At 59.1% G+C, this 21,857-nt stretch carries 21 protein-coding genes; 8 read left to right on the plus strand and 13 right to left on the minus strand.

The window, feature by feature from the left end; all coding sequences use genetic code 11:
• Positions 1-64 precede the first annotated feature (64 nt).
• Together fis and dusB are read right to left on the minus strand one after the other, a co-directional pair.
• Positions 65-361 carry a DNA-binding transcriptional regulator Fis gene (fis, locus tag OKC40_RS03070; protein ID WP_005309538.1) on the minus strand — a complete coding sequence of 99 codons (297 nt, stop codon included), beginning with the start codon at positions 359-361 and terminating at the stop codon, positions 65-67.
• Positions 362-387: 26 nt separating this feature from the next.
• Complete coding sequence (dusB, locus tag OKC40_RS03075; protein ID WP_033135778.1) at positions 388-1,353, minus strand: tRNA dihydrouridine synthase DusB; 966 nt, start codon at positions 1,351-1,353, stop codon at positions 388-390.
• 292 nt (positions 1,354-1,645) lie between these two features.
• On the opposite strand from dusB, the gene OKC40_RS03080 reads away from it, so the two are divergent.
• From OKC40_RS03080 to OKC40_RS03095, 4 genes are all read left to right on the plus strand, one after another.
• Entirely contained in the window at positions 1,646-3,061 is a 1,416-nt protein-coding gene (locus tag OKC40_RS03080; RefSeq protein ID WP_270794052.1) for a TolC family protein, read from the plus strand.
• A gap of 73 nt (positions 3,062-3,134) precedes the next feature.
• Positions 3,135-4,139 carry an HlyD family secretion protein gene (locus OKC40_RS03085; RefSeq protein WP_082182312.1) on the plus strand — a complete coding sequence of 335 codons (1,005 nt, stop codon included), beginning with the start codon at positions 3,135-3,137 and terminating at the stop codon, positions 4,137-4,139.
• Positions 4,139-5,293, plus strand: coding sequence for an ABC transporter permease (locus OKC40_RS03090; RefSeq protein WP_236315890.1), 1,155 nt, complete (start codon positions 4,139-4,141; stop codon positions 5,291-5,293). Before OKC40_RS03085 ends, OKC40_RS03090 begins: the two co-directional genes overlap by 1 nt.
• Positions 5,293-6,489: an ABC transporter permease gene (locus tag OKC40_RS03095; protein WP_236315888.1), complete on the plus strand. Its 1,197-nt coding sequence runs from the start codon at positions 5,293-5,295 to the stop codon at positions 6,487-6,489. Before OKC40_RS03090 ends, OKC40_RS03095 begins: the two co-directional genes overlap by 1 nt.
• 109 nt (positions 6,490-6,598) lie before the next feature.
• Here OKC40_RS03095 and OKC40_RS03100 read toward each other — a convergent pair whose 3' ends face one another.
• The 3 genes from OKC40_RS03100 to OKC40_RS03110 all read right to left on the minus strand — a co-directional run bounded on the left by OKC40_RS03100 (position 6,599) and on the right by OKC40_RS03110 (position 8,992).
• Positions 6,599-7,234 carry an SDR family oxidoreductase gene (locus OKC40_RS03100; protein ID WP_270794053.1) on the minus strand — a complete coding sequence of 212 codons (636 nt, stop codon included), beginning with the start codon at positions 7,232-7,234 and terminating at the stop codon, positions 6,599-6,601.
• A 133-nt stretch (positions 7,235-7,367) separates the two neighbouring features.
• Complete coding sequence (locus tag OKC40_RS03105) at positions 7,368-8,222, minus strand: DnaA ATPase domain-containing protein (protein WP_042010405.1); 855 nt, start codon at positions 8,220-8,222, stop codon at positions 7,368-7,370.
• A 71-nt stretch (positions 8,223-8,293) separates the two neighbouring features.
• Positions 8,294-8,992 carry a DnaT-like ssDNA-binding domain-containing protein gene (locus tag OKC40_RS03110; protein WP_005349201.1) on the minus strand — a complete coding sequence of 233 codons (699 nt, stop codon included), beginning with the start codon at positions 8,990-8,992 and terminating at the stop codon, positions 8,294-8,296.
• A 240-nt stretch (positions 8,993-9,232) separates the two neighbouring features.
• On the opposite strand from OKC40_RS03110, the gene OKC40_RS03115 reads away from it, so the two are divergent.
• Positions 9,233-10,204 (plus strand): response regulator, encoded by a 972-nt coding sequence (locus OKC40_RS03115; protein WP_201908667.1) that lies wholly within the window; start codon positions 9,233-9,235, stop codon positions 10,202-10,204.
• 74 nt (positions 10,205-10,278) lie between these two features.
• Here OKC40_RS03115 and OKC40_RS03120 read toward each other — a convergent pair whose 3' ends face one another.
• From OKC40_RS03120 to OKC40_RS03140, 5 genes are all read right to left on the minus strand, one after another.
• Positions 10,279-11,676, minus strand: coding sequence for a peptide MFS transporter (locus OKC40_RS03120; protein ID WP_021231963.1), 1,398 nt, complete (start codon positions 11,674-11,676; stop codon positions 10,279-10,281).
• 213 nt (positions 11,677-11,889) lie between these two features.
• On the minus strand, positions 11,890-12,801 hold the full coding sequence (gene galU, locus OKC40_RS03125; RefSeq protein ID WP_100654493.1) for a UTP--glucose-1-phosphate uridylyltransferase GalU: 912 nt from the start codon (positions 12,799-12,801) through the stop codon (positions 11,890-11,892).
• A 95-nt stretch (positions 12,802-12,896) separates the two neighbouring features.
• A complete protein-coding gene (locus tag OKC40_RS03130; protein WP_064341080.1) occupies positions 12,897-13,217 on the minus strand; it encodes a ComEA family DNA-binding protein in 321 nt (106 codons plus the stop codon).
• Positions 13,218-13,594: 377 nt separating this feature from the next.
• A complete protein-coding gene (gene pta, locus OKC40_RS03135) occupies positions 13,595-15,775 on the minus strand; it encodes a phosphate acetyltransferase (protein ID WP_005339119.1) in 2,181 nt (726 codons plus the stop codon).
• Between the two features lie 54 nt (positions 15,776-15,829).
• The gene (locus tag OKC40_RS03140; RefSeq protein ID WP_042059883.1) at positions 15,830-17,032 is read right to left on the minus strand and encodes an acetate kinase; all 1,203 of its coding nucleotides are present in this window, start codon (positions 17,030-17,032) and stop codon (positions 15,830-15,832) included.
• 304 nt (positions 17,033-17,336) lie between these two features.
• Here OKC40_RS03140 and yfbV point away from each other — a divergent pair, with 304 nt between their 5' ends.
• The gene (yfbV, locus tag OKC40_RS03145; protein WP_005339116.1) at positions 17,337-17,777 is read left to right on the plus strand and encodes a terminus macrodomain insulation protein YfbV; all 441 of its coding nucleotides are present in this window, start codon (positions 17,337-17,339) and stop codon (positions 17,775-17,777) included.
• A 59-nt stretch (positions 17,778-17,836) separates the two neighbouring features.
• Here the strand turns inward: yfbV and OKC40_RS03150 are convergent, their stop codons facing one another.
• The 3 genes from OKC40_RS03150 to OKC40_RS03160 form a co-directional block, all read right to left on the minus strand.
• The gene (locus OKC40_RS03150) at positions 17,837-18,337 is read right to left on the minus strand and encodes a YfbU family protein (RefSeq protein ID WP_058057224.1); all 501 of its coding nucleotides are present in this window, start codon (positions 18,335-18,337) and stop codon (positions 17,837-17,839) included.
• Positions 18,338-18,500: 163 nt separating this feature from the next.
• The gene (gene bcp / locus OKC40_RS03155) at positions 18,501-18,965 is read right to left on the minus strand and encodes a thioredoxin-dependent thiol peroxidase (protein ID WP_270794054.1); all 465 of its coding nucleotides are present in this window, start codon (positions 18,963-18,965) and stop codon (positions 18,501-18,503) included.
• 24 nt (positions 18,966-18,989) lie between these two features.
• On the minus strand, positions 18,990-19,523 hold the full coding sequence (locus OKC40_RS03160; protein WP_005341119.1) for a glycine cleavage system protein R: 534 nt from the start codon (positions 19,521-19,523) through the stop codon (positions 18,990-18,992).
• A gap of 205 nt (positions 19,524-19,728) precedes the next feature.
• Here OKC40_RS03160 and dapA point away from each other — a divergent pair, with 205 nt between their 5' ends.
• Entirely contained in the window at positions 19,729-20,616 is an 888-nt protein-coding gene (gene dapA / locus OKC40_RS03165) for a 4-hydroxy-tetrahydrodipicolinate synthase (RefSeq protein ID WP_270794055.1), read from the plus strand.
• Positions 20,609-21,736, plus strand: coding sequence for an outer membrane protein assembly factor BamC (bamC, locus tag OKC40_RS03170; RefSeq protein WP_042059891.1), 1,128 nt, complete (start codon positions 20,609-20,611; stop codon positions 21,734-21,736). Before dapA ends, bamC begins: the two co-directional genes overlap by 8 nt.
• The last annotated feature ends 121 nt before the right edge of the window (positions 21,737-21,857 follow it).

The following is a 21,857-nucleotide window of genomic DNA, read 5'->3' on the forward strand; positions in this document are numbered from 1 at the left end:
AACGAAAAAGGCACTATCAATAAAATGATGGTGCCTTTATTTTCAATAGCTTAGCTGTTATGGCTTAGTTCATGCCGTAACGCTTGAGCTTCTTGCGCAGGGTGCCACGGTTGATACCCATCATCACGGCAGCGCGAGTCTGGTTACCACGGGTGTACTGCATGATCACGTCCAGCATCGGCGCTTCGACTTCGGAGAGAACCATATCGTACAGATCAATCACTTCCTGACCGTTCAACTGGGCCAGGTAGTTACGCAGGGCCTGTTGCACAGAGTCACGCAGGGGGCGCTGGGTCGGCTCGGCAGCGTGATTGTGAGTAGTTGTTACCAATGCATCAGAAGTCAGGGTTTGTTCGAACATATTCGGTCGGCTCTTTAGTTATCTTGTTAACCTAATCCATCGAAATACGCTTCGAGTGCCTCAAGTTGCGCGTCTGCGCAATCCAGGGCATTGAAGTGCTTACGGAATTCTCGGCCCGTCTCTTCTTCATCCAGATACCAGCCCACGTGTTTACGGGCTATGCGCGCTCCCAGATATGCACCATAAAACCGGTGCAGGTTGGTTACATGCTCGTTCATCAGGGTGCGAACCTCTTCCCTCTCGGGAGGCGGCAGCTTGGTGCCCGTCTCAAGAAAATGACGGATTTCCCGGAAAATCCAGGGTCGTCCTTGCGCAGCTCGGCCGATCATCACGGCGTCGACACCGGTATAGTCGAGGACATACCGGGCTTTCTCCGGGCTGTTGATGTCACCATTGGCGACAACAGGAATCGATACGGCCTGCTTAATCGCCCTGATCGTGTCGTACTCCGCTTCGCCCCGGTAGAGGCAGGCACGGGTACGACCATGCACGGCGAGGGCCGCGATACCGCAATCTTCGGCGATTCGGGCGATCTCCACGCCATTGCGGTTATCCGGATCCCATCCTGTGCGGATCTTCAAGGTGACAGGCACCTCCACTGCATCCACCACGGCCCGGCAAATTGCTTTGACCTGATCGGGGGCACGCAGCAGGGCGGAACCTGCCAACTTCTTATTCACTTTTTTTGCCGGACATCCCATGTTGATGTCGACGATCTGTGCGCCCTGCTCCACGTTGTAGCGGGCAGCAAACGCCATCATCTCGGGGTCGGCCCCGGCAATCTGGACCGATCGCAATCCGCCTTCTGCAGAGTGATCCATCCTCATCCGGGTTTTCTGGGTATCCCAGACATCCGGGTTGGCCAGCAGCATCTCGGAAACGGCCATGCCAGCCCCCAGTCGCAAACAAAGTTCGCGAAATGGTCGGTCAGTTACACCGGCCATGGGAGCCACAATCAAAGGAGTTTCAAGCGTGTGGGGACCTATCTGCATTCCACGGTTACCATCGGCTTAGGGCGGCGTATATTACGCATTTTTTAGGCAGGAGAAAAGGTTAGTATTTGAGCGTCAGCCATTTTTTTCTGAAAAAAACGTCGCGCCAAGGCTTGCAAATTCTGGAGTTATTGAAAAACGGCCAGATTGCTCGTGAGGGATGGCTGTACTACCTATGTCGGTTGTCTGCATAATTGTCAGTCCACTTGCCGGCCTGCTTTGCGTTATGATAACGGGCTTAAGTCGAGCAAATGCTCCAAACATTTATGCAACAAAAGCGGATTGGGGATCTATGACGTCAAGGTTCATTACATCACTCTGGCCGTGTCTGCTGGGGGCCGTGCTGGGGTCGGCACAGGCGCAGACCATCAGTTTCGGCGAAGCCTGGACTCGGGTCATCCAGCAGGATGAGGGGCTGGCCGCCGAGCAGGCCGGGGTCGATCGGGCCAAGCAGCTGCGCGAGGCCGCCAAGGCCATGTATCTGCCCAAGGTGGATCTGGGGGCCAGCTATACCCACCTCGATCAGCCGATGGAACTTGATCTGATGGATCTCAACCCCATCGCCAACCATCCGGAAATGGTCAAAGCGTTGCAGCATATCCTGGGCGGGCTGCCGATCCCGCATTTCACGCCCGATGATTTCGTTACCCCGCTGACCAAACAGAACGTGGTGACCAGTTCGGTCAAGATGCTGTGGCCGCTGTTTGCCGGTGGCCGCATCGATGCGGCGCAGGATATCCGCCAGGCACAGGTGAGCGAGGCGCAGCAGCTGCTGGTGCTCAAGCAGCAATCCACCTTCGAGAGCCTCTCCCAGACCTATTTCGGCGTGGTGCTGGCTGCTCAGGTGGTGCAGACCAAACAGGAGATCGAAGAGGGGCTGGCCCACCATCTGGATCACGCCAAGAAGCTCGAAGCGCAGGGCCAGATCGCCAGGGTGGAGCGCCTCTCCGCCCAGTCGGCCTATGATCGGGCCCGCATCGATACCCAGAAGGCGCGCCGCAGCCTCGAGATCGCCGAGCTGGCCCTTGGCCGCATGCTGAAGTTGCCAAATGCCCAGCCGGGCAGCGGCCTGTTCGTCAACAAGGAGCTGCCGCGCCTTGAGGGGGTGGTGAGCCAGACCCTGGAGGTGCACCCCGGTCTCAAGCTGCTCAGCGCCAAGAAGGAGCAGGCCAAGGGGCTGATCCGGGTCGAGCAGGGCAAATATGCCCCCGAGGTGTTCCTGTTCGGCAACTACAACCTCTATGAAGATGATTCACTCGCCTCCAAGACAGCGCCGGACTGGCTGGTGGGGGTGGGTGTCAGCATGCCGCTGGTGAGCCGCGATGGCCGCTCCGAGACGGTGCAGGCCGCCAAGAGTGCCGAGCTGCAAGTCAATCTGCTGCAAGCCAAGACCCGTCAGGATCTGGAGTTGCTGGTCGAGAAGACCTGGCGCGAAGCAGCGCAGGGGCTGGAGGAGTATCAATCCCTCTCTTCCACCCAGGCGTTGGCAGAGGAGAACGTGCTACTGCGGGACAAGGCGTTCGGGCAGGGACTTTCTACCTCCCTTGATGTGGTGGATGCCCAAAACCAGCTGGCGGGGGTCAAGACCCAACGTGCGGCGGCGGCTTATCAATATGTGGTGTCGCTGGCCCGTCTGCTGGCCCTCTCTGGCCAGATGAACAGTTTCAATCAATATCAGCATGGTCAGGTGATCGAGGTGAACTCATGATCCCGGCCCTGTCTGTTTCTTTTTTCATGTCTGTTTCGACCGCCAAGGGTCGCCCGTTTGTCGAGGTGAAGTGATGAGCCATCCCCCCATCAAAAAGAAGATGAGCCAGGGTAAACCGCTGTTGTTGCCGCTGGCGCTGGTGATCCTGGTAGTCTGGCTCGGCTGGCGTTTCTGGCTCGCCTATCAGCCCGAGCCGGTGCATCTGCAAGGGCAGATTGAAGCGCAGCAATATTCGGTCTCCTCCAAGGTGCCGGGCCGCATCGACGAGGTGCTGGTTAAAAAGGGCGATCAGCTGACCAAGGATCAACTGGTCTTTACCCTGGCGAGCCCCGAGATTGAAGCCAAGCTGAGCCAGGCCAAGGCCGGTGAGGCCGCAGCGGGTGCGCTGGCGCAAGAGGCGGAGAAGGGGGCCCGTGCCCAACAGATCGCTGCCGCCAAGGATCAGTGGCAAAAAGCCAAGGCTGCCGCCCAGCTGCGTGGCAAGACCTATGAGCGGGTCGCCAGCCTGCACCGAGATGGCGTGATGCCGCTGCAAAAACGCGACGAGGCCTGGACCGCCTGGCAAGCTGCACGCTACAGCGAAGGGATGGCGTGGCAACAGTACCAGATGGCGTTGGAAGGGGCGCGGGAAGAGACCAAGATCGCCGCCCGTGAGAAGGCCAAGATGGCGGCGGGTTCCGTGGCCGAGGTTGAGGCCTATCTGGCCGACACCCGCATCACCAGCCCCCACAATGGTGAAGTGAGTCAGGTGTTGCTGCGCAGCGGCGAGCTGGCGCCACAAGGTTTCCCGGTGGTGACCCTGCTCGACATGAGCGATGCCTGGGCCCAGTTCCACGTGCGCGAGGATCTGCTGCCCCGCTTCCCGGTCGGTACCGAGTTTGATGCCCGTATCCCGGGCCTTGGCGATCAGATGGTGCGCTTCAAGGTGACCCATGTGGCCGTGATGGGGGATTTTGCCACCTGGCGCGCCACCGATACCCGTCAGGGTTTCGATATGAAGAGCTTCCAGGTGGAGGCTCGCCCGCTGCAACCGGTTGAGGGGCTGCGGGTTGGCATGAGTGTGCTGGTTGAACTCTGATGGGACGTGAATTTCGGCTGCTGTGGCAGGATCCGTTCAGCCGTGCCCTGATGAGCTGGGTGCCGCTGCTGCTGATGGGGATCCTCTGCTGGATCTTCTCGGCAGGGCTGGCTCGCGACCTCAAGGTTGGGCTGGTGGATCTCGACCACAGCATGCTCTCGCGCCAGCTCGCCTTCTCGCTGGATGGCTCGGCCGGGCTCAAGGTCGCGCAACAGTTTGACTCCATCGATGCCGGTGCCCACGCCCTGCGCGGTGGCGACATCTATGCGCTGGTGGTGCTCCCCAACCATCTGGAGCGGGATGCCCGTCAGGGCACCCAGCCGCAGGTGACGGTGTTCAACAACGGCCAGTTCATCCTGATCGCCAAGCTGGTCAACTCGGCGCTGGCGCAGGTGGTAGGCACCCTTAACGGTCAGGTCGGCGTGCTGGAGGCGATGGCCGATGGCAAGGCGCTGCCCGGCGCGCTCGGGCAGTCGGTGCCTATCAGCAGTCAGGTCACTGCGCTCTATAACCTCAACTCCAGCTATGCCCAATTTCTGCTGAGCGCCATTCTGCCCGCGGTGTGGCAGATCCTGGTGGTGCTGTTCGGCCTCAATGCGCTGGCCCGTACCGATCGGCTGGGACTGGACTGGACCACTCGCGGTGTCTGGTTTGGCCTCTGGCGCACCCTGCTGCCCCACGTGCTGATTGGCTGGGGCTGGGGGATTGTCTGGACGCTGCTGCTGTTCAAGGGCTTCTCCTACCCCATGCACGGCAGCTGGCTGGTGCTGGTGGTGGGTCTGGGGCTCGCCTCGGCGGCCTGCGTCACCATGGGGGCCTTTTTCTACGGCATCATTCGGGATCCGGCGCGCGCCCTATCGCTGGCGGGGGCTTACACTGCGCCCGGTTTCGCCTTTATGGGGGTCACCTTTCCGGTGAGTGCCATGGGGGATTTCGCCCGCTTCTGGCGCAGCCTGTTGCCGGTCTCTCATTATGTCGAGCTGCAGATTGGTCAGAGCAACTACGGTCTGCCTCTCGCATCGGCGTTGCCGCAACTGGGGGCGCTGCTGCTGTTTCTGCTCCCCCTGCTGCTGGTGGTACGCCGTTACAAGCAGCAGGCCGAGCTTGCCCGTCAATCAGCCGTAGTGGCCGTCGCCGAGAAGGAGCCTGAGTGATGCTGGGATTTGTCGATCTGTTGCGCCTAGAGCTGCGCACCCTGCTGGCGGATCGCGCCATCATGCTCACCCTGTTTGGCGGGGTGGTCTTCTACTCGTTTCTCTATCCCCAGCCCTATCTGCATCAGCTGCCGCGGGAAGAGGCAGTAGTGGTGGTCAACGACGATGGCAGTCAGTTGTCCCGTCAGCTGGAGTTTATGGCCGATGCCACGCCGCAGGTGAAGCTGGTGGCGCGGGCCAATTCACTGGCCGAGGCGCGCCAGCTGATGATGGCCGGGAAGGCGAGCGGGATCCTGCATATTCCCAACCACTTCTATCGGGACCTGATGCAGGGCAAGAGCGTCACCCTGAGTTATGCCGGTGATGCCTCCTACTTTCTGGTCTACGGTACCATTGCCGAGGGGCTGGCGCAGGCCGGCGGCACTCTCGCCGCGCAGGTGAAGGTGGCGCGGCTGTTGAGCCACGGCGAGGCACTGCCACAAGCGGCCATGGGCTGGAATGCGGTGGCCCTCAACGTGGTGCCGGTGTTCAACCCGACCATGGGTTATGTGAACTACGTGGTGCCAGCGGTGTTCGTGCTGATCCTCCATCAGGTGTTGCTGATGGGAGCGGGGATCCTGGGGGCGACCCAGAACCAGCGCAGCTGCCGCGGCGAGCATGGTTACTGGCAAAGCGCGCCTGTATTGCCGCTGCTGCTGGCCAGAACCCTGGTGCTGACGGGGTTGTTCCTGCTGCCGGTGAGCTACTTCCTCGGCTTCTGCTTCGATCACTACAATATCGCTCGTCATGCAGATCCGCTGGAGCTGTGGCTGTTTGCCCTGCCGTTCCTGCTGGCGACCTGCTGGTTCGGTATTGTGTTGGGCGCCATCTTTACCCGGCGCGATCTGCCCACTCAGGTGGTGTTGATCTCCTCCCTGCCGCTGGTCTTTCTGGCGGGCTTTATCTGGCCGCTGGAGCTGATCCCTGCCCCTCTCAACTGGCTGGCTCAGTGGGTGCCCACTATCCCCGCCATCGAGGGTTTTCTGCGCCTTAACCAGATGGGGGCCGACTTTGCGCAGGTTTCCCGTTACTGGTGGCAGCTGTGGGGACTGGCGCTGCTCTACGGCGCCCTGGCCTGCCTGCTGCTGCGTTGGCGGCAGCAGTCGCAGCTAGTTGCTGGCCCATCAGTCGTTCAGAGTGAAACGACCGCCGGTTAGCGGGATGGTGCAAGCACGTGTGAGATGGCGTGTGCGGTATAGCGGAAACGGTCAGCCCAAGGGCTGACCGTTTTGTTATGTGGTGGGGTTAAGCGGTTTTACTGCTGGTTTAGCCGCGTTGGAGTTCGGGATCGCCGATGGCGTAGATCTGCCCCACTGCCGTCTCATCCGCCAGCAGACGCAAGCCTCGGGCGGCCACATCGGCGCGGCGCACCAGTCCGTGTACCTCCTTGCCCTGACTCAGCTCGGCGCGGCCGGTGGTGTCGCCATCCTGAAGGCCCGCCGGGCGAAGAATGGTCCATGCGAGGGCGCTGGTCTGCAGCCAGCTCTCCGCCAGACTCTTGAGACGTACCTCGTGACCGAAGGCGGCGCGGGCCCGCTCCGGCAGATACTGCCAGCTGTCGCCACAGCCGAGGGAGGTGACCAGCAGCAGCCGTTTCAGGCCTGCCTGCTCCATGGCATCGATCACATGGCGGTTGCCCTGATAGTCCACCGGCGCGGCTTGACGGAAGCTGCCGAGGGTAGAGACGACTTGTGCATTTTGCCCTGCCCGGACACATGCCTGCTGCACCGCAGCCGGATCCAGCGCATCCCCCTCGATCACCTCAACTCCCAGCGCACTCAGTTCCATGGCCATCTCGGGGCTGCGCACCAGCGCAACGACCCGGTGCCCTTGGTTCAGGGCGTGATGAGTAAAGGCGCGGCCCAGCCCGCGGCTGGCTCCGAAAATCAGTGTGGTTGGCATAGATGAGCTCCCTTGGCAAAAGGGGCTAGCCTAGTGGCTTGTTCGTCTGCTGTAAATGAGAGTTGTTTCTATTTGTGAGTCAGCAAGGAGGAGAAGGTGCGAGCCGTCAGCGACTCGCACTCTTTGAGAGGGATCAGCCGTTGTAGTTGCCGATGCTGGGGCGACGGCTGGGGCCGCTCAGGTGGATATCCACCGGATTGAACGCCTTGATCGCCTCATAGCTGAAATCACCGATCGCCTGATGCAGGCTCTGGGGCGTGTGGTTGGTGATGATGATGACGCTCTTTGACAGGTTGCGACGGCGGCGCAGCAGGTGGCCGAGGAAGCTGGACTGGCTCTCCGCCATCTTGGCGCGGTTGGCCGATACCTCATCGATGATCAGCAGATCCACCTCTTCCAGCGCGCGGCGGTACTGGTTGCGCTCGTCCTGATCGGGGATCACGTTGAAGAACAGCCGATCGACGATGGAGGCCCACTGCTGGAAGATCACCGATTTCTGGTGACGGGCGATCAGCTCATGCGCTACCGCCCCCGCGAGGGTCGACTTGCCGGTGCCGTAGTCGCCATAGATCAGCATGCAGCCGCCACCGCTCTTCTCCCAGTGCTCGAAGCCGCTGATAAAGTAACGGGCGGTTTCGATAGGGTATTGCAGCGCCGGATCTGTGGCATCCATTTTGTCGAACACCCAGTCGGGGTTGAGGTCGGCCTGGGCGATCAGTTTCTGGATCCGTTCCTGGCGGGCTGCCTTCTGCAGCTCGCGCACCTCGGCGTTGGCCTTGGCGTCGTACTCCTTGCGCAGGGTCTCGTAGTCATACTGACCGCCGCCGGTCTCTTGTTGCAGGCGACGAATGCGCTCCAGCAGGCCACCCACATGGCGGCTCAATTCCGGGTCGTGAATGCGGTGATCCTGCTTGGCCTTGGCGATCTTCTGGCGCTTGGCTTCGATCTCTTCCAGCTCCTGGCGCAGGGGATCTTGCGGGTCAGTCATGGAATGCTCCTTCTGCTCGATCAGGGATGGGTAGACAAGGGGTTGATTCTGCCTGCAGGCGGGGGCCGCTATCAATCATTATCCGGCTCCTGCTGCGCTGCGGGTTCTTGCGTCTGCTGTTGGGCCAGTCGCTTGGCCTCTTCAATCATCTGTTGGGCCCGTTTGCTGGGGCCCGACTCTGCCGGGGCCGGCGTCACCTGCTGGTAGCCCTGCACCTCCATCGGTTTGCGACGGGTATAGCGGCGGGTCTTGAGGGCGCGAATGAACTTGAGCATCCATTGATGCTGGGAGTCGAACACCTCGGGGCGCCCCAGCCAGTAGGCGATAAACTCCCCCAGATCTTCTTCGCTATAGCTGGCATCGATCACCCCGCACAGACGGGCGAGGGCGGGCAGCTCCTCGTCCGGTCGCCATTGCAGATGCATCTGGAAGGGGCGCTCCGGCAGCGGGCTGCGCAATTTCTGGGTCAGCAATGGCAATTGGAACGGGCACTGATGGTAGTGCTCACTCTCGGGCTGGGCCTCGACTTGCAGCAGGCCCGCCTCCATCAGTTCATCGAACAGCTCGGTGAGCTGGCGGGCATTGACCTGAAACGAAAAGCCGCAGGGATCACCCGGATCGACCACTGCCAGCGCCCGACCCAGCTCGGGATAGTTGAGCCTTGCCGCCTGATTTTCCAGCACCAGTCGGCGCAGCTGCAGGGTATAGAGACTACGAGCCGGATGGGACAATCTGGGGTGGGCAAGGGCGCTGTATTCGGCTGGGGTCATGGTCTTCTTCACGAGCTGGAGTGGGGGGCATTATCCCTTATGGCGCCCACTTGCACAATTCGGATGGCGGTCGCAGTCGCGGGGCCTCCCGAGTGAATAGAGCTGCGCGGGCGGATAGGGTTCTCTTGATGCCATCGTATGATCGAGGTCTACTTTTGACGCAGGGTTTCCGCGCTGACCGCACTTTTGAGCTAGTCTTAATACCTAAATAACCAATTGACTAATAAGAGCTTTATCAAGATGTCAAAAGCCGGGCCACGGATCCTGGTGGTGGAGGACGAGGCCGTTTTTCGCCACTCGTTAGTAAGTTACCTCGCACGGGACGGGGCAACGGTGTTTCAGGCCGAAGATGGTATTGAGGGGCTATCGGCGGCGGCCCTCTACCATCCTGATGTGGTGCTCTGCGATCTCAATATGCCCAATATGGATGGCCACGAGGTGATCGCCTGCCTCTCTGCGCGCTATCCCCATATTCCGGTTATCGTCATTTCGGCCCAGAGCACCATGGAGGCAGTCGCCAGCGCCTTGCGTGCCGGTGCGCGGGATTATCTGCTCAAACCCCTCGAGGATTATGCGCTGGTCGAGCGCAGTATCGAACAGTGTCTCAACGGCAGCGCCAATCGGGCGCAGCAGCTTGAGCTGATGGATCACATCGACTATTTCAGTGCCCACGACAAGGCGGCCAGCCGCCTGCTGGCGGGGCTCAAGCCGCCGGGCTTGCAGGAGTGGGGCCCCTGGCAGGTCACGTTCAAGGGGCTGGGTCAGTTGTTTATTCCCGATACCTTCAAGGTGGAAGACAAGCTGCTGGTGCTGGTGATGGAGCTGCCGATCATGGGGACGGATGCGGCATTTTGTGGTGCGCTGGTGCGCTCCTTGATGAACGTCCCCTACCGCCAGTTTCAGCAGAACGAGAGCCGGTTGCTGAGCCAGCCGCACCGGTTGCTCGACTACCTTAACCATCAGTTGATGGCGTCCGGGCTTCGCCACTCTTTTGCCATGGCGGCGCTGCTGTTTGATCAGCATGATGGGCTGGTGTTTGCCAACGCAGGGCTCACCTCTCCCCACTGGCTGATGCGCTCCGGCGGCTTGCCCCTTGGCCTGATGCGCAGTAGCCACTACGCCCTGCACAAACGCAGCTGGCATGAACCGTTCGCCCTGCAGTTTCGCAGTGACAGCGGCGGCTCGCTGGATGTGCAGGTTCGTCATCACTGATGCCGCCTGATAAACAGGCTAAAACAAACAGGGCGCCGATGGGCGCCCTGTTTGTTGTTTACAATCCTGACCGTTTAGACGGTGGCGGATTGCAGTTTCTTCTCTTGAGCTTGCGGCTCTTTGGCCGGGCCTTCGGCACCGTGCATCCAGTAAACCAGGCGGTTGGCCATGGTCAGCAGGATCAGGGCGCTCAGTACCGCCGCCAGGGCGATGCCACCGAAGATGGCGATCGGACCGGCTTCACCCACGAAGGAGCCGATAAAGCCCGCAGCGTAGTTGGCCAGGGCAACGAAGCCAAACCAGGCGCCCATCATCAGGGAAGCCAGACGCAGCGGAGCCAGCTTGGTCACCATGGAGAGGCCAATCGGGGAGAGGCAGAGCTCGCCCAGGGTGTGGAACAGGTATGCGCCAACCAGCCAGAACATGGAGGTCTTGACGGTGTTGTCACCACCCTGCTGCAGCACGGCACCGACCATGAACAGGAAGCCGATAGCCAGGAACAGCAGACCCATGGCGAATTTCACCGGAGAGTTCGGCTCTTTCTTGCCGAGCTTGATCCAGATGGCCGCAACGACCGGTGCCAGAGTGATAATGAAGAAGGGGTTCAGGGACTGGAACCAGGCGGTCGGCACTTCGAAGCTGCCGATCATGCGGTCGGTATACTCCTGGGTGTAGAGGTTCATCAGACCACCGGCCTGCTCGAAGCCGGCCCAGAAGATGATGGTGAACAGACCCAGTACTAGAATAACCTTGATGCGATCCACTTCCTGCTTGGTCAGCGGTGCTTTCTGCTCGGTAGTACGCAGGGCGGCTGCGCGCTGGGCGGCAGTGACGCGACCGATGTCACCCAGGAAACGCTGGGCCATGGTGGCCTGGATCACCAGAGAGAGCAGCATACCGATACCGGCGCCGACGAAAGCAGCTTGCCAGCCGTAGGCCGTAGCGGCAGCACCACAGATCACACCTGCCAGCAGGGAACCCAGGTTGATACCCATGTAGAAGATGGTGAAAGCACCATCACGGCGATGATCGCCCTCTTCATAGAGGTCACCCACCATGGTGGAGATGTTCGGTTTGAACAGGCCGTTACCCACGATCAGCAGCGCGAGGCCCGCGTAGAACATGGTGTTGACCATATCCGGGAACATGGCGTGGGGCAGTGCCAGAGTGAACTGACCTGCGGCCATCAGCACGGCACCGATCAGGATGGCGCGACGTTGACCCAGGAAGGTGTCAGCCAGCCAGCCGCCGATCAGCGGAGTGATATAAACCAGACCGGTATAGATACCGTAGAGTTTGAGGGCATCTGCCTGACTCCAGCCCAGACCGCCGTTGGCAGTCAGGTCGGTCAGATAGAGCACCAGTACGGCACGCATGCCGTAATAGGAGAATCTCTCCCACAGTTCGGTACTAAAGAGCAAAAAAAGCCCTTTAGGGTGACCTAAAAAGGTCCCTTTTGACGGGTTATTCATTGGAACTTCCACCTGTGTCTTATATTTTTTTGAGTTTTTTATGCAAGGGCGAGAAACACGCCTCAATCCTTATAGAGCATGTGTGAATAAATTACAACATTATGATTTGCTGAGAGTTTATTTACTCTTGATTGATTTTTTGTTGCAAAAATGAAAAAGGAGCATCGTTTGATGCCCCTTAAATACGTCTATAAAAAACAGATTTATCAGCGATTACAACTGCTTGACGAACTGCTTCAGCCAGCCGATGAATTCACCATTCAGCTCGTGATGGCGCACACCATATTCCACATTGGCTTTCATGTAGCCCAGCTTGCTGCCGCAATCGTGGCTCTTGCCCTTCATGAAGTAGGCGTTGACCTGTTCCTGCTCCATCAGCATGGCGATGGCATCGGTCAGCTGGATCTCGTCACCGGCACCGGCCGGGGTCTTCTCCAGCAGCGGCCAGATATTGGAGGAGAGGACGTAACGACCCACCACCGCCAGATTGGAGGGGGCTTCGTCACGGGGCGGCTTCTCGACAATGGCCTGCATCGGCAGGGACATCCCCTCGCTCAGGGCCTCGCCCTTGATGTCGGCGATGCCGTACTTGTCCACTTCGCTCTCGGGAACCGCTTCCACCATGATCTGGCTGATCTGGTTCTCTTCGTACATGTGCACCATCTCGGCCAGGTTGTCCTGCTTGGGGTTGCTGGCAACGTCGTCGATCAGCACATCCGGCAGCAGCACGGCAAACGGGTTGTCACCGATCAGCGGGCGGGCGCACAACACAGCGTGGCCCAGACCTTTGGCCTCACCCTGACGGACGTGCATGATGGTGACGTCTTTAGGGCAGATCTGTTGTACCTCTTCCAGCAACTGACGCTTGACTCGCTTCTCGAGGGTCGCTTCCAGTTCGAAACTCTTGTCGAAGTGGTTTTCGATGGAGTTCTTGCTCGAGTGGGTGACCAGAATGATCTCCTTGATCCCGGCGGCGATAGCTTCGCGCACTACGTACTGGATCAGCGGTTTGTCGACCACCGGCAACATCTCTTTCGGGATGGCCTTAGTGGCTGGCAGCATACGGGTACCCAGACCGGCTACCGGGAGCACGGCCTTACGAACAACAAGAGGAGTCTTTTTCATGGAAAACTATCCAGCGGGATTAAAGTGCGGCAATCATACCCCAAGAAAAATGGGGCAGCCACAGGCTGCCCCATTTGCAACTGATCCATTCGACTTTATTTGACTATTATCATGTCTCTGTTGGCTTCCAGCGTGGCCGGGCCAATGCCATTGACATCCGCCAGCTGATCGACTGAGGTGAACTTTCCCTGTTTTTCCCGATAGTCGACGATGGCTTGTGCCTTCTTGTCACCAATCCCTTTAAGGCTGGTGAGTTCGGCAAGGGTGGCCGTATTGATATTCAGCTTGCCGGTCTCCTTGGCGACCGAGGCTGTGGTTGTTTGCTTGGGCGTTGCCTTATCTGCGGCCAGTACGGGTTGGCTGAACAGGGGCAAGCAGGCCAGCAGCATGATTGCAGAGAGTTTCTTCATCAGCATTTCCATTCCTCCATGATGTGGATATTGCCGAGCGGCACATTGATGAATAGCGTATCGAACGGGTCTTTTTCACTGCTATTTCTAACAGGTCAAAACCTCATGCCGATGGCGAAATATTTGCTATAAGCGCTTCGCTATGAATGCCCTCATATATCCAAGCGTATGATCTTGAATCTATTTTAGATACATCTTTAAGGTGGCGGGCACGCTTTCCCGCAGCGCTACGCTCGAGACATTTCTGGCTCATCACATGGCATTGTTCTGTGCAACACTGCGCTGATGGCATGTTTCACTGGTCTTCAAAAGAGAACCAATAAAAAAGGCTGCTCACCTGGGGTGAGCAGCCTTTGTGATCGGTTTTTTCAGACAGGCACTGATTAGGCTTGTTCGTCAGCCTGGGCAGCCTGGATACCGGTCAGGGCGATGGTGTAGACGATGTCGTCAACCAGGGCGCCACGGGAGAGGTCGTTGACCGGCTTGCGCATGCCTTGCAGCATCGGGCCGATGGAGACCAGGTCAGCGGAACGCTGCACCGCTTTGTAAGTGGTGTTACCGGTATTCAGGTCCGGGAAGACGAACACGGTGGCTTTACCAGCAACCGGTGAGTTCGGTGCCTTGGACTTGGCCACGTTCTCCATGATGGCCGCATCGTACTGCAGCGGGCCGTCGATGATGAGGTCGGGGCGCTTGGCCTTGGCCAGCTCGGTCGCTTCACGCACTTTCTCTACATCGGCACCGGCGCCAGAGGTACCGGTGGAGTAGGAGATCATGGCGACGCGCGGCTCGATGCCGAACGCGGCAGCAGAGTCGGCGGACTGGATAGCGATCTCGGCCAGCTGCTCGGCAGTCGGATCCGGGTTGATCGCGCAGTCACCGTAGACCAGCACCTGGTCAGGCAGCAGCATGAAGAAGATGGAGGAGATCAGGGAAGAGCCCGGAGCGGTCTTGATGATCTGCATCGGCGGACGGATGGTGTTGGCAGTGGTGTGCACCGCGCCGGATACCAGGCCGTCCACTTCGTTGCGCTCCAGCATCATGGTACCCAGTACCACGTTGTCTTCCAGCTGCTCGCGAGCAACCACTTCGGTCATGCCCTTGTTCTTGCGCAGCTCGACCAGACGCGGCACATAACGCTCGCGTACAACGGCCGGATCGATGATTTCGACGCGATCGGTCAGAACTACACCCTGCTGCTCGGCAACACGACGGATCTCTTCCGGGTTACCCAGCAGTACCGGACGGGCAATGCCACGCTCGGCACAGATGGCGGCAGCCTTGATGGTGCGCGGCTCGTCGCCTTCCGGCAGCACGACACGCTTGTTGGCCTGACGGGCCAGCTCGGTCAGCTGATAACGGAATGCCGGCGGGCTCAGGCGACGGGAACGGGTAGAGCTGACAGTCAGCGACTCGATCCAGTGCTTGTCGATGTGGCCAGCGACGTAGTCCTGTACCAGCTCGATACGCTCGCGGTCATCTTCCGGAATATCGACGTTGAAGTTTTGCAGGCTGACTGCGGTCTGCCAGGTGTTGGTACCGGTCATCATGATCGGCAGGCCGGTGGCCATGGCCTGTTGGCACAGCGCCATGACCTGCGGCTCCGGATGATAGTTACCGGTCAGCAGCAGGGCGCCCAGCTTGACGCCGTTCATGGCGGAGAGGCAGGCGGAGACGATGACGTCAGAGCGGTCGCCGGAGGTGACCAGCAGGCTACCCGGACGGAAGTGCTCAACCATGTTGTGGATGGAGCGGGCGCAGAAGGTCACGGTCTGCAGGCGACGGCTGTCCAGCTCACCCTTGTGCAGGATCTTGGCCGCCAGATGCTTGGCGAGATCCTTGGCGCGCGGGGCGATCAGCTGGGTGTTCCAGGGGATGCAACCCAGGATGCGCAGCGGGCTCTTGCCGAACACTTGCAGCACTTCCAGGTTGTGAGCTGCGTCAGAAGCGTGGTGATGCGCCTCGAACATCTCGGTCAGGTCAGGGCGGGTTACGCCATGCTCGTCAACCGGCGCGCCAACCTTGTTGATCACGCAGCCAACGATACGGGGGTTGTTGACACCACCGAAGTTGGAGCAAGCCAGTTCGATGCGCTCTTTCAGCTTCTGGCTGGAGTCATGGCCCGGATGGGTCACGAATACCATGTCGGCATCCAGAGCTTTAGCGACGTCGTAGTTCAGCTTGTTGGCAAAGGGCTGCTTGTCGGTCGGCACCATACCTTCGACAACCAGCACTTCGGCACCACTGGATTTCACGTGCTCTTCGAAGCGGGCAACGATCTCTTCCAGCAGGATGTCGGTGTTGCTGGAGCTGATCATGTTCTCGGCGTAGGAGAGGGTGAACGGCTCGGGCGGGTTGATGTTGGCAGCAGCGCGGATAACGGCGGTTGAGCGCTCGGCACCGGTTTCACCCGGACGCGGCTGGGCAACCGGTTTGAAGAAGCTGACATTGACACCGTGACGCTCCATGGCGCGAACAACGCCCAGACTCACGGAAGTTACGCCGACACCAGTGCCGACCGGGATAAGCATAATAGTGCGTGCCACTTTATACCCCTTGTTCATTTTTTGGGATCAGGAAAAGGCCGCCCTGTGGGCGGCCTCGAGTTACTGCGTCAATTAAGCGCCGACCAGTTCCAGCGCGTCGTGGGCGATAACCCACTCTTCGTTGGTCGGGATAACCAGGGCCTTGGTAGAACCAGCCTTGGTGATCTCGCCACCCTTGCCGAAACGAGCCTTCAGGTTGGCGTCGTGATCGACGTCAAAGCCCAGCAGACCCAGCTTGTTCAGGGTGATTTCACGGATAGGTGCGGAGTTTTCACCGATACCACCGGTGAAGACGACGGCGTCCAGACGACCATCCATGGCGGCGGCGTAGGCACCGATGTACTTGGCCAGGCGGTAGCAGTAAACGTCCATGGCACGCTTGGCTTCTTCTTTGCTGTCGTAGTTGTCTTCAACGAAACGGCAGTCGGAGGTCACTTCGGTCAGACCCAGCAGGCCGGACTCTTTGGTCAGCATGGTGTTGATATCGGCAACGCTCATGCCCAGCTTGTCGTGCAGGAAGAAGATGATGGCCGGGTCCAGATCGCCGGAGCGGGTACCCATGACCAGGCCTTCCAGCGGGGTCAGACCCATGGAAGTATCGACAGACTTGCCGTTCTTGATGGCGCAGACGGAACCGCCGTTGCCCAGGTGGCAGTTGATGATGTTCAGCTCTTCAACCGGCTTGTTCAGCTGCTTGGCAGCTTCCAGGCTGATGTAGTAGTGGCTGGTGCCGTGGGCGCCGTAGCGACGGATGCCGTTCTCTTTGTAGAGCTTGTACGGCAGGGCGTACAGGAAGGCTTCTTCCGGCATGGACTGGTGGAACGCGGTATCGAATACGGCCACGTTCTTGTCTGCCAGCGCCGGGAATACGCGGCGCGCTTCACGGATACCGATCAGGTGAGCCGGGTTGTGCAGCGGTGCGTACGGAACAGCGGCTTCGATACCGGCAATCACGTCTTCGCAGATGACAACGGAAGAGGTGAAGCGCTCGCCACCGTGAACAACACGGTGACCGATGGCGATCAGGTTCTTGGCCAGTTCCGGATTGAGCGGCAGGATCTTGTTGACGATGAAGTCCAGTGCTTCCTGGTGAGCGGCACCCGCGCCCAGATCGGCACTGCCTTTCTCGCCATGCAGTTTCCACTTGATGCGGGCGTCGTCGAGGTTGAAGCACTCGGCCAGGCCGGACAGCAGGTCATCACCGGTGGTTGCGTCAATGACAGCAAACTTCAGGGAAGAGCTGCCACAGTTAAGAACAAGAACCAGCTTACTCATGAATAAATCCTATCGCAGATTGGGTTGTGTAGGCGGATGCGTTGGACGCGGTGCGGCCAAAAACTTTCAACTTATCCTTATGAGGGTTGGCAATCTGTTGCTTGCCCCTTGTATAGTGATACAAGACCCGAAATCCAGACGTCCCTGACAGGTCAATAGCAAGACGCTTTTGACGCAAAAATGGGCGTACAAAGGATAACCCGATTGTTGAAAAATAACAAAGTCATCCTCAACCTTTGTTACTTTGCATCAAATTTTGTCGAGGTTTTGCCGTTAGTACGTTCAAAAAGCGCTCGGAGGTAGTATGAGCATGAACATTTTTGGAACTAAGTTACAGCAAGGGCGCCATTATATGACGCTTTGGCCGCGCCGTCCCGAGCTCAATTCGATGTTTCCTGAAAATCGGGTGATCAAGGCGACCGAGTTCGCCCTCAAGGTGATCCCCGCGCTGGCTGTGCTGAGCGTGATGCTGCAGTTCCAGTTTGGCGAGCTGCACTACTGGCCCTCCGTCATCACGTCCGTGCTGTTTCTGCTCAGTTTGCCGCTGCAGGGCTACTACTGGCTCGGCCAGCGTGCCGACACCCGTTTGCCCCCTTCGCTGGCGAGCTGGTATCGGGAGATCAACGGCAAGATGAACGAGCAGGGGGGCCGCCGCCAGCTGGTGTCACAGCCGCGCTACGAAGAGCTGGCCGATACCCTCAAGGCCGCCTTCCAGCAGCTCGATAAATCTTTTCTCTACGAATAATCCGCTTCAGATGCAAAAAGGCGCCAGTGGCGCCTTTTTTGTTGCGGTCGGTGTGCGGATCAGGCCGCCAGTACCTTGCGGATCTCCTGGATGGAGAGCTTGTACTGACGCGGGCACTGACGCCATACAGTCAGCATCCGCTGGTATTTGTCGCGCATGGCGATGTCGCTGGAGAGCTCGTCGCACGGGCACTTGAGCTCGGGGAAGCGCTTGTCCACCTCCAGCAGGAAGCAGACATAGTCGGCCAGCTCCCGCTCCTGGCTGCGGCTGTAGCCGTTGAACTCCAGCCGGCTGGCGTTGATCTCGCCCTGATCGGCGGCATCCAGATTGCCCCATGAGATGGCCAGTGCGTGGTGCAGCTCCAGGGTGTCGATCACCTCCTGGCAGGTCGCCAGATCCAGATGGCCGAAGCTCTTCTCCAGCTCGAGGATCTGCAGGCAGTAGCCGCGTTCGATGATGGTGCTAGCGCGCTGGTAGATGTCCGCCTTCTCCGGGTTGAGTTTCGCCAGAATTTCGTACTGGTTGCTCAGGATCAAACGCTCAGTGTTGCTCATGTTCATGGGATGTCTCGCTGGAAGATGATTCTGGGGTCACGTTAACCCATATATAAAATGAATTTTTTGATCTGGGCGGGGGAGTTGGTGAGAAAAATCCGTTGGCAAGGGGCTGCTGGCCAGACAAAAAAGGCCTGCGTGGCAGGCCTTTCAATCCCGCAGGGGAGGGTTATCCCTTGAGGAAATCCAGCACCACCTGATGGTGATCGCTGGTTTTGAACTTGTCGAAGTGGTGGGCAATCTTGCCCTCTTCATCGATCAGGAAGCTCTGGCGGTGAATGCCGTCATACTCCTTGCCCATAAATTTCTTCGGGCCCCAGACGCCAAAAGCATCGGCCACGGCGTGGTCTTCATCGGCCAGCAGGGTGAAGTTGAGCTGGTCCCGCTCTTCGAACTTCTTCAGCCGTTTGGCCGGATCCGGGCTGATGCCAAGTACCACCACATTGAGGGCGGCCAGCTCGGCGTTCACATCGCGCAGGCTGCAGGCCTGGGTGGTGCAGCCCGGGGTCATCGCCTTGGGATAGAAGTAGACCAGCACTTTTTTGCCGCGCAGGCCAGCGAGGCTGACCGGATTGCCATTCTGGTCGGGCAGGGAGAAATCGGGGGCGGGGCTGCCAGCTTGTAGTGGTTGCATGGGGTCTCCTCGGGTAAAACGCCCTCAGGCGTGTTTGCGATTGACGATAAACTCGAACGATTCGGCACCCAGTTGACGACAGAATTCGGCGAAGGCGGTTTGCGAACCTTCCACTTCACCCTCTCTGGCCAGATTGAGCTGAAAACTGATCTTCAGCAGGTTGAACGGCTGCTGCTCCAGGGTCATGGATTGCATCGCCTGGATGTTCCAGCCATGTTCGCTGAAGAACTGGGTGCACTGGCTTACGATGCCGGGCTCGTCGCGGATCAACAGGTCGGCACTGGCGCGGACGTCATACTGCAGGGACTGGTGGCGTTCGGTGCGTTTCATCATGGTGATGAGATCCCACTCCTGACTACGCAGGGGTAGGCTGATTTCGAGTTGCATCAAGCTGTTCCAGTCGCCCGAGAGCAGCATGATAAAGGTAAATTCATTGCCGAAGATGCCAAGGCGGCTGTCCACAATGTTGCAACCACAGCCACTGACGTGGCGGGTCACTTCATTGACGATGCCAGGCCTGTCCGTGCCGATGGCCGTTACGACCAGGTAGTGAGTCATAAATCTTCTCTCGTCCGTTATTTCGTTGCGAAAGCCGCGCTGGCAAGCCAACCCTCCGGCCCTGATGACCACTCCCTGAGGGGCGCTGCCGACTCTCGTCCATTGCTTTTTGTGCCGGATGGTATCACGGCTTGCCCCCTCTCTCCCTTGTTTTTCAAAGGGGGCAGCTTTACCATTACGCCCCTGAAAATCGGGAGAAAAGTCCATGTTACGCGGTAGTATTGTTGCGCTCGTTACCCCCATGCTGGCTTCAGGTGAAGTCGATTGGGCCAGTCTGGCCAAACTGGTCGACTATCATGTCAGCGCCGGGACCAGCGCCATTGTTGCGGTGGGAACCACGGGGGAATCGGTGACCCTGAGCGAGCAGGAGCATATCGCCGTCGTTGAAAAGACCGTTGAGTATGCTGCCGGACGCATTCCCGTCATTGCCGGTTGCGGCTCCAACAATACCGCCCATGCCATTGAATTGACCAGACGACTGGCCAAAACCGGCGTGGTGGCGGGCCTCTCGGTGACCCCTTATTACAACAAACCCACTCAGGAAGGTCTCTATCGTCACTATTGTGCGATCGCCGAGGCTAGTGGTCTGCCCCAAATTCTTTATAATGTGCCCGGTCGAACCTGCTGCGATCTCAAACCGGAGACCGTGGCCCGTCTGGCCAAGGTTCCCGGCATTATCGGTTTGAAAGAGGCAACCGGTGATTTGAGCCGCACCCCGCTGCTGCGTGAACTGTGCGGGCCGGAGTTTGCTCTCTACAGTGGCGATGATGCCACTGGTTGTGATTTTATGCTGCAAGGTGGCGATGGCGTGATTTCGGTCACCACCAATATTGCAGCGGCCCAGATGGCCGACATGTGTCGTGCTGCGCTGGCCGGTGATACCGGGCGGGCGCATGACATCAACAATCTTTTGATGCCGTTGCACAAGACTCTGTTCTGCGAACCGAGCCCTACCCCGGTGAAATGGGCCTGTGCCCAACTGGGGTTGATTGCAACAGCCACCTTGCGACTGCCGCTGGTTGACCTCACCCCCGAGGGCGAACAGCTGATGGCGCGAGCACTGACCACAGCGGAGTTGATGGCGAGTGTTTAAATCTAATGGAAAGGGAAATAGAGCCCGTCTGGTGCTGAGCGTTGCGACCCTGGCCGTCTTGGCCGGTTGCAGCACCCCCCAGGATCGCAAAATGGCCAACCGCGACTTCGATTATGAAGATGCCCGCCTCGAGGGGCGCGCGTTCTTGATCCCCGCAGGATTGAGCGCCCCCACCTTCAACAGCCAGTACGATATCCCGCCGCTGCCCGAGAGCAGCCGTGAAGGTGCCCTCGGCGCCCAGATCGACGTGCGCCCGCCCGCCCAGCTGCTGACCGTGGTACCGGGCAGTCAGGTGGTGCAGGCCGCAGCCGAACCGACCGTTGCCTTCTATGCCCTGAGCACCAGCCAGAGCGTGGAGCGCGATACCTGGTCGTTCCTGATGAACTTCCTGGCCAAACACAAGGTCACCACCGAGAAGCTGGATCAGCAGGACGGCGTATTGCAGACCGGCTGGTTTGACAACACGGTCGCCCTCGATGGCTGGGGTGAAGATGACGAAGATTTCAAAATCCGTCAGCGTTACCAGTTCACCGTGCGCAACGATGCCCAGCGCCACGCCGTCAACATGTCGGTTCGGGTGCTGGATCACGAAGAGACCATCGACGGCGAGACCAGCAACAAGCTGACCCCTGCCGATGCCCAGCGCTATGCCGCGCGGGTGCTGAACCAGTTCTCTCTCTATTACGACAGCCAGCTGAAAGCCCGCGAGCAGCACAAGTTCAACGATGGTATGGGCCTGCAGCTGGGTCTGGACAACAACGAGCTGAGCGCCTGGATTGCCGAAGGCTCCTTTGATCAGGTGTGGCGTCGCCTCAACCAGGTGTTGCCCGCTTACGGTTTCATCATCAAGGACACCCAGCAGTCACTGGGCTGGATCGACGTCGAGTACGAAGAGCCGGGTGCCGAGTTCTGGAAGGCGAAAGGGAGCGAGCCGTTCAAACTGGAGGAGGAGAAATACCGCTTCCAGCTTGGCGAAATGGCGGGAGGCAAGACCTCCATCACCCTGTTCGACAAGGACAAGAAGCCGGTATCGTCCGGGGTTATCTCCCAGATGTATATCAGCCTGTCCGAGGCGTTCGCCAAGGGGCTGGCCGATCAGGCAGCAGCAAAAGCAGAATAAATACAGGGGCCTTGTGCCCCTGTTTTGTTATCAGAATTCCCCTGAATACGAGGGGGGATTGTGACCGGTTTTCGATGATGCGAGCCCCCTTGCCAGCCCGTTGCAAACAGAGCGTGCGGGT

This window comes from Aeromonas sp. QDB11 (assembly GCF_027705265.1).
GTDB classification, from domain to species: Bacteria; Pseudomonadota; Gammaproteobacteria; order Enterobacterales; family Aeromonadaceae; genus Aeromonas; species Aeromonas allosaccharophila.

Coding starts and splice junctions, on each gene's coding strand:
- fis (WP_005309538.1), bottom strand. CDS start 361: ATGTTCGAACAAACCCTGACTTCTGATGCATTGGTAACAACTACTCAC.
- dusB (WP_033135778.1), bottom strand. CDS start 1,353: ATGCAGATAGGTCCCCACACGCTTGAAACTCCTTTGATTGTGGCTCCC.
- OKC40_RS03080 (WP_270794052.1), top strand. CDS start 1,646: ATGACGTCAAGGTTCATTACATCACTCTGGCCGTGTCTGCTGGGGGCC.
- OKC40_RS03085 (WP_082182312.1), top strand. CDS start 3,135: ATGAGCCATCCCCCCATCAAAAAGAAGATGAGCCAGGGTAAACCGCTG.
- OKC40_RS03090 (WP_236315890.1), top strand. CDS start 4,139: ATGGGACGTGAATTTCGGCTGCTGTGGCAGGATCCGTTCAGCCGTGCC.
- OKC40_RS03095 (WP_236315888.1), top strand. CDS start 5,293: ATGCTGGGATTTGTCGATCTGTTGCGCCTAGAGCTGCGCACCCTGCTG.
- OKC40_RS03100 (WP_270794053.1), bottom strand. CDS start 7,234: ATGCCAACCACACTGATTTTCGGAGCCAGCCGCGGGCTGGGCCGCGCC.
- OKC40_RS03105 (WP_042010405.1), bottom strand. CDS start 8,222: ATGACTGACCCGCAAGATCCCCTGCGCCAGGAGCTGGAAGAGATCGAA.
- OKC40_RS03110 (WP_005349201.1), bottom strand. CDS start 8,992: ATGACCCCAGCCGAATACAGCGCCCTTGCCCACCCCAGATTGTCCCAT.
- OKC40_RS03115 (WP_201908667.1), top strand. CDS start 9,233: ATGTCAAAAGCCGGGCCACGGATCCTGGTGGTGGAGGACGAGGCCGTT.
- OKC40_RS03120 (WP_021231963.1), bottom strand. CDS start 11,676: ATGAATAACCCGTCAAAAGGGACCTTTTTAGGTCACCCTAAAGGGCTT.
- galU (WP_100654493.1), bottom strand. CDS start 12,801: ATGAAAAAGACTCCTCTTGTTGTTCGTAAGGCCGTGCTCCCGGTAGCC.
- OKC40_RS03130 (WP_064341080.1), bottom strand. CDS start 13,217: ATGCTGATGAAGAAACTCTCTGCAATCATGCTGCTGGCCTGCTTGCCC.
- pta (WP_005339119.1), bottom strand. CDS start 15,775: ATGAACAAGGGGTATAAAGTGGCACGCACTATTATGCTTATCCCGGTC.
- OKC40_RS03140 (WP_042059883.1), bottom strand. CDS start 17,032: ATGAGTAAGCTGGTTCTTGTTCTTAACTGTGGCAGCTCTTCCCTGAAG.
- yfbV (WP_005339116.1), top strand. CDS start 17,337: ATGAGCATGAACATTTTTGGAACTAAGTTACAGCAAGGGCGCCATTAT.
- OKC40_RS03150 (WP_058057224.1), bottom strand. CDS start 18,337: ATGAACATGAGCAACACTGAGCGTTTGATCCTGAGCAACCAGTACGAA.
- bcp (WP_270794054.1), bottom strand. CDS start 18,965: ATGCAACCACTACAAGCTGGCAGCCCCGCCCCCGATTTCTCCCTGCCC.
- OKC40_RS03160 (WP_005341119.1), bottom strand. CDS start 19,523: ATGACTCACTACCTGGTCGTAACGGCCATCGGCACGGACAGGCCTGGC.
- dapA (WP_270794055.1), top strand. CDS start 19,729: ATGTTACGCGGTAGTATTGTTGCGCTCGTTACCCCCATGCTGGCTTCA.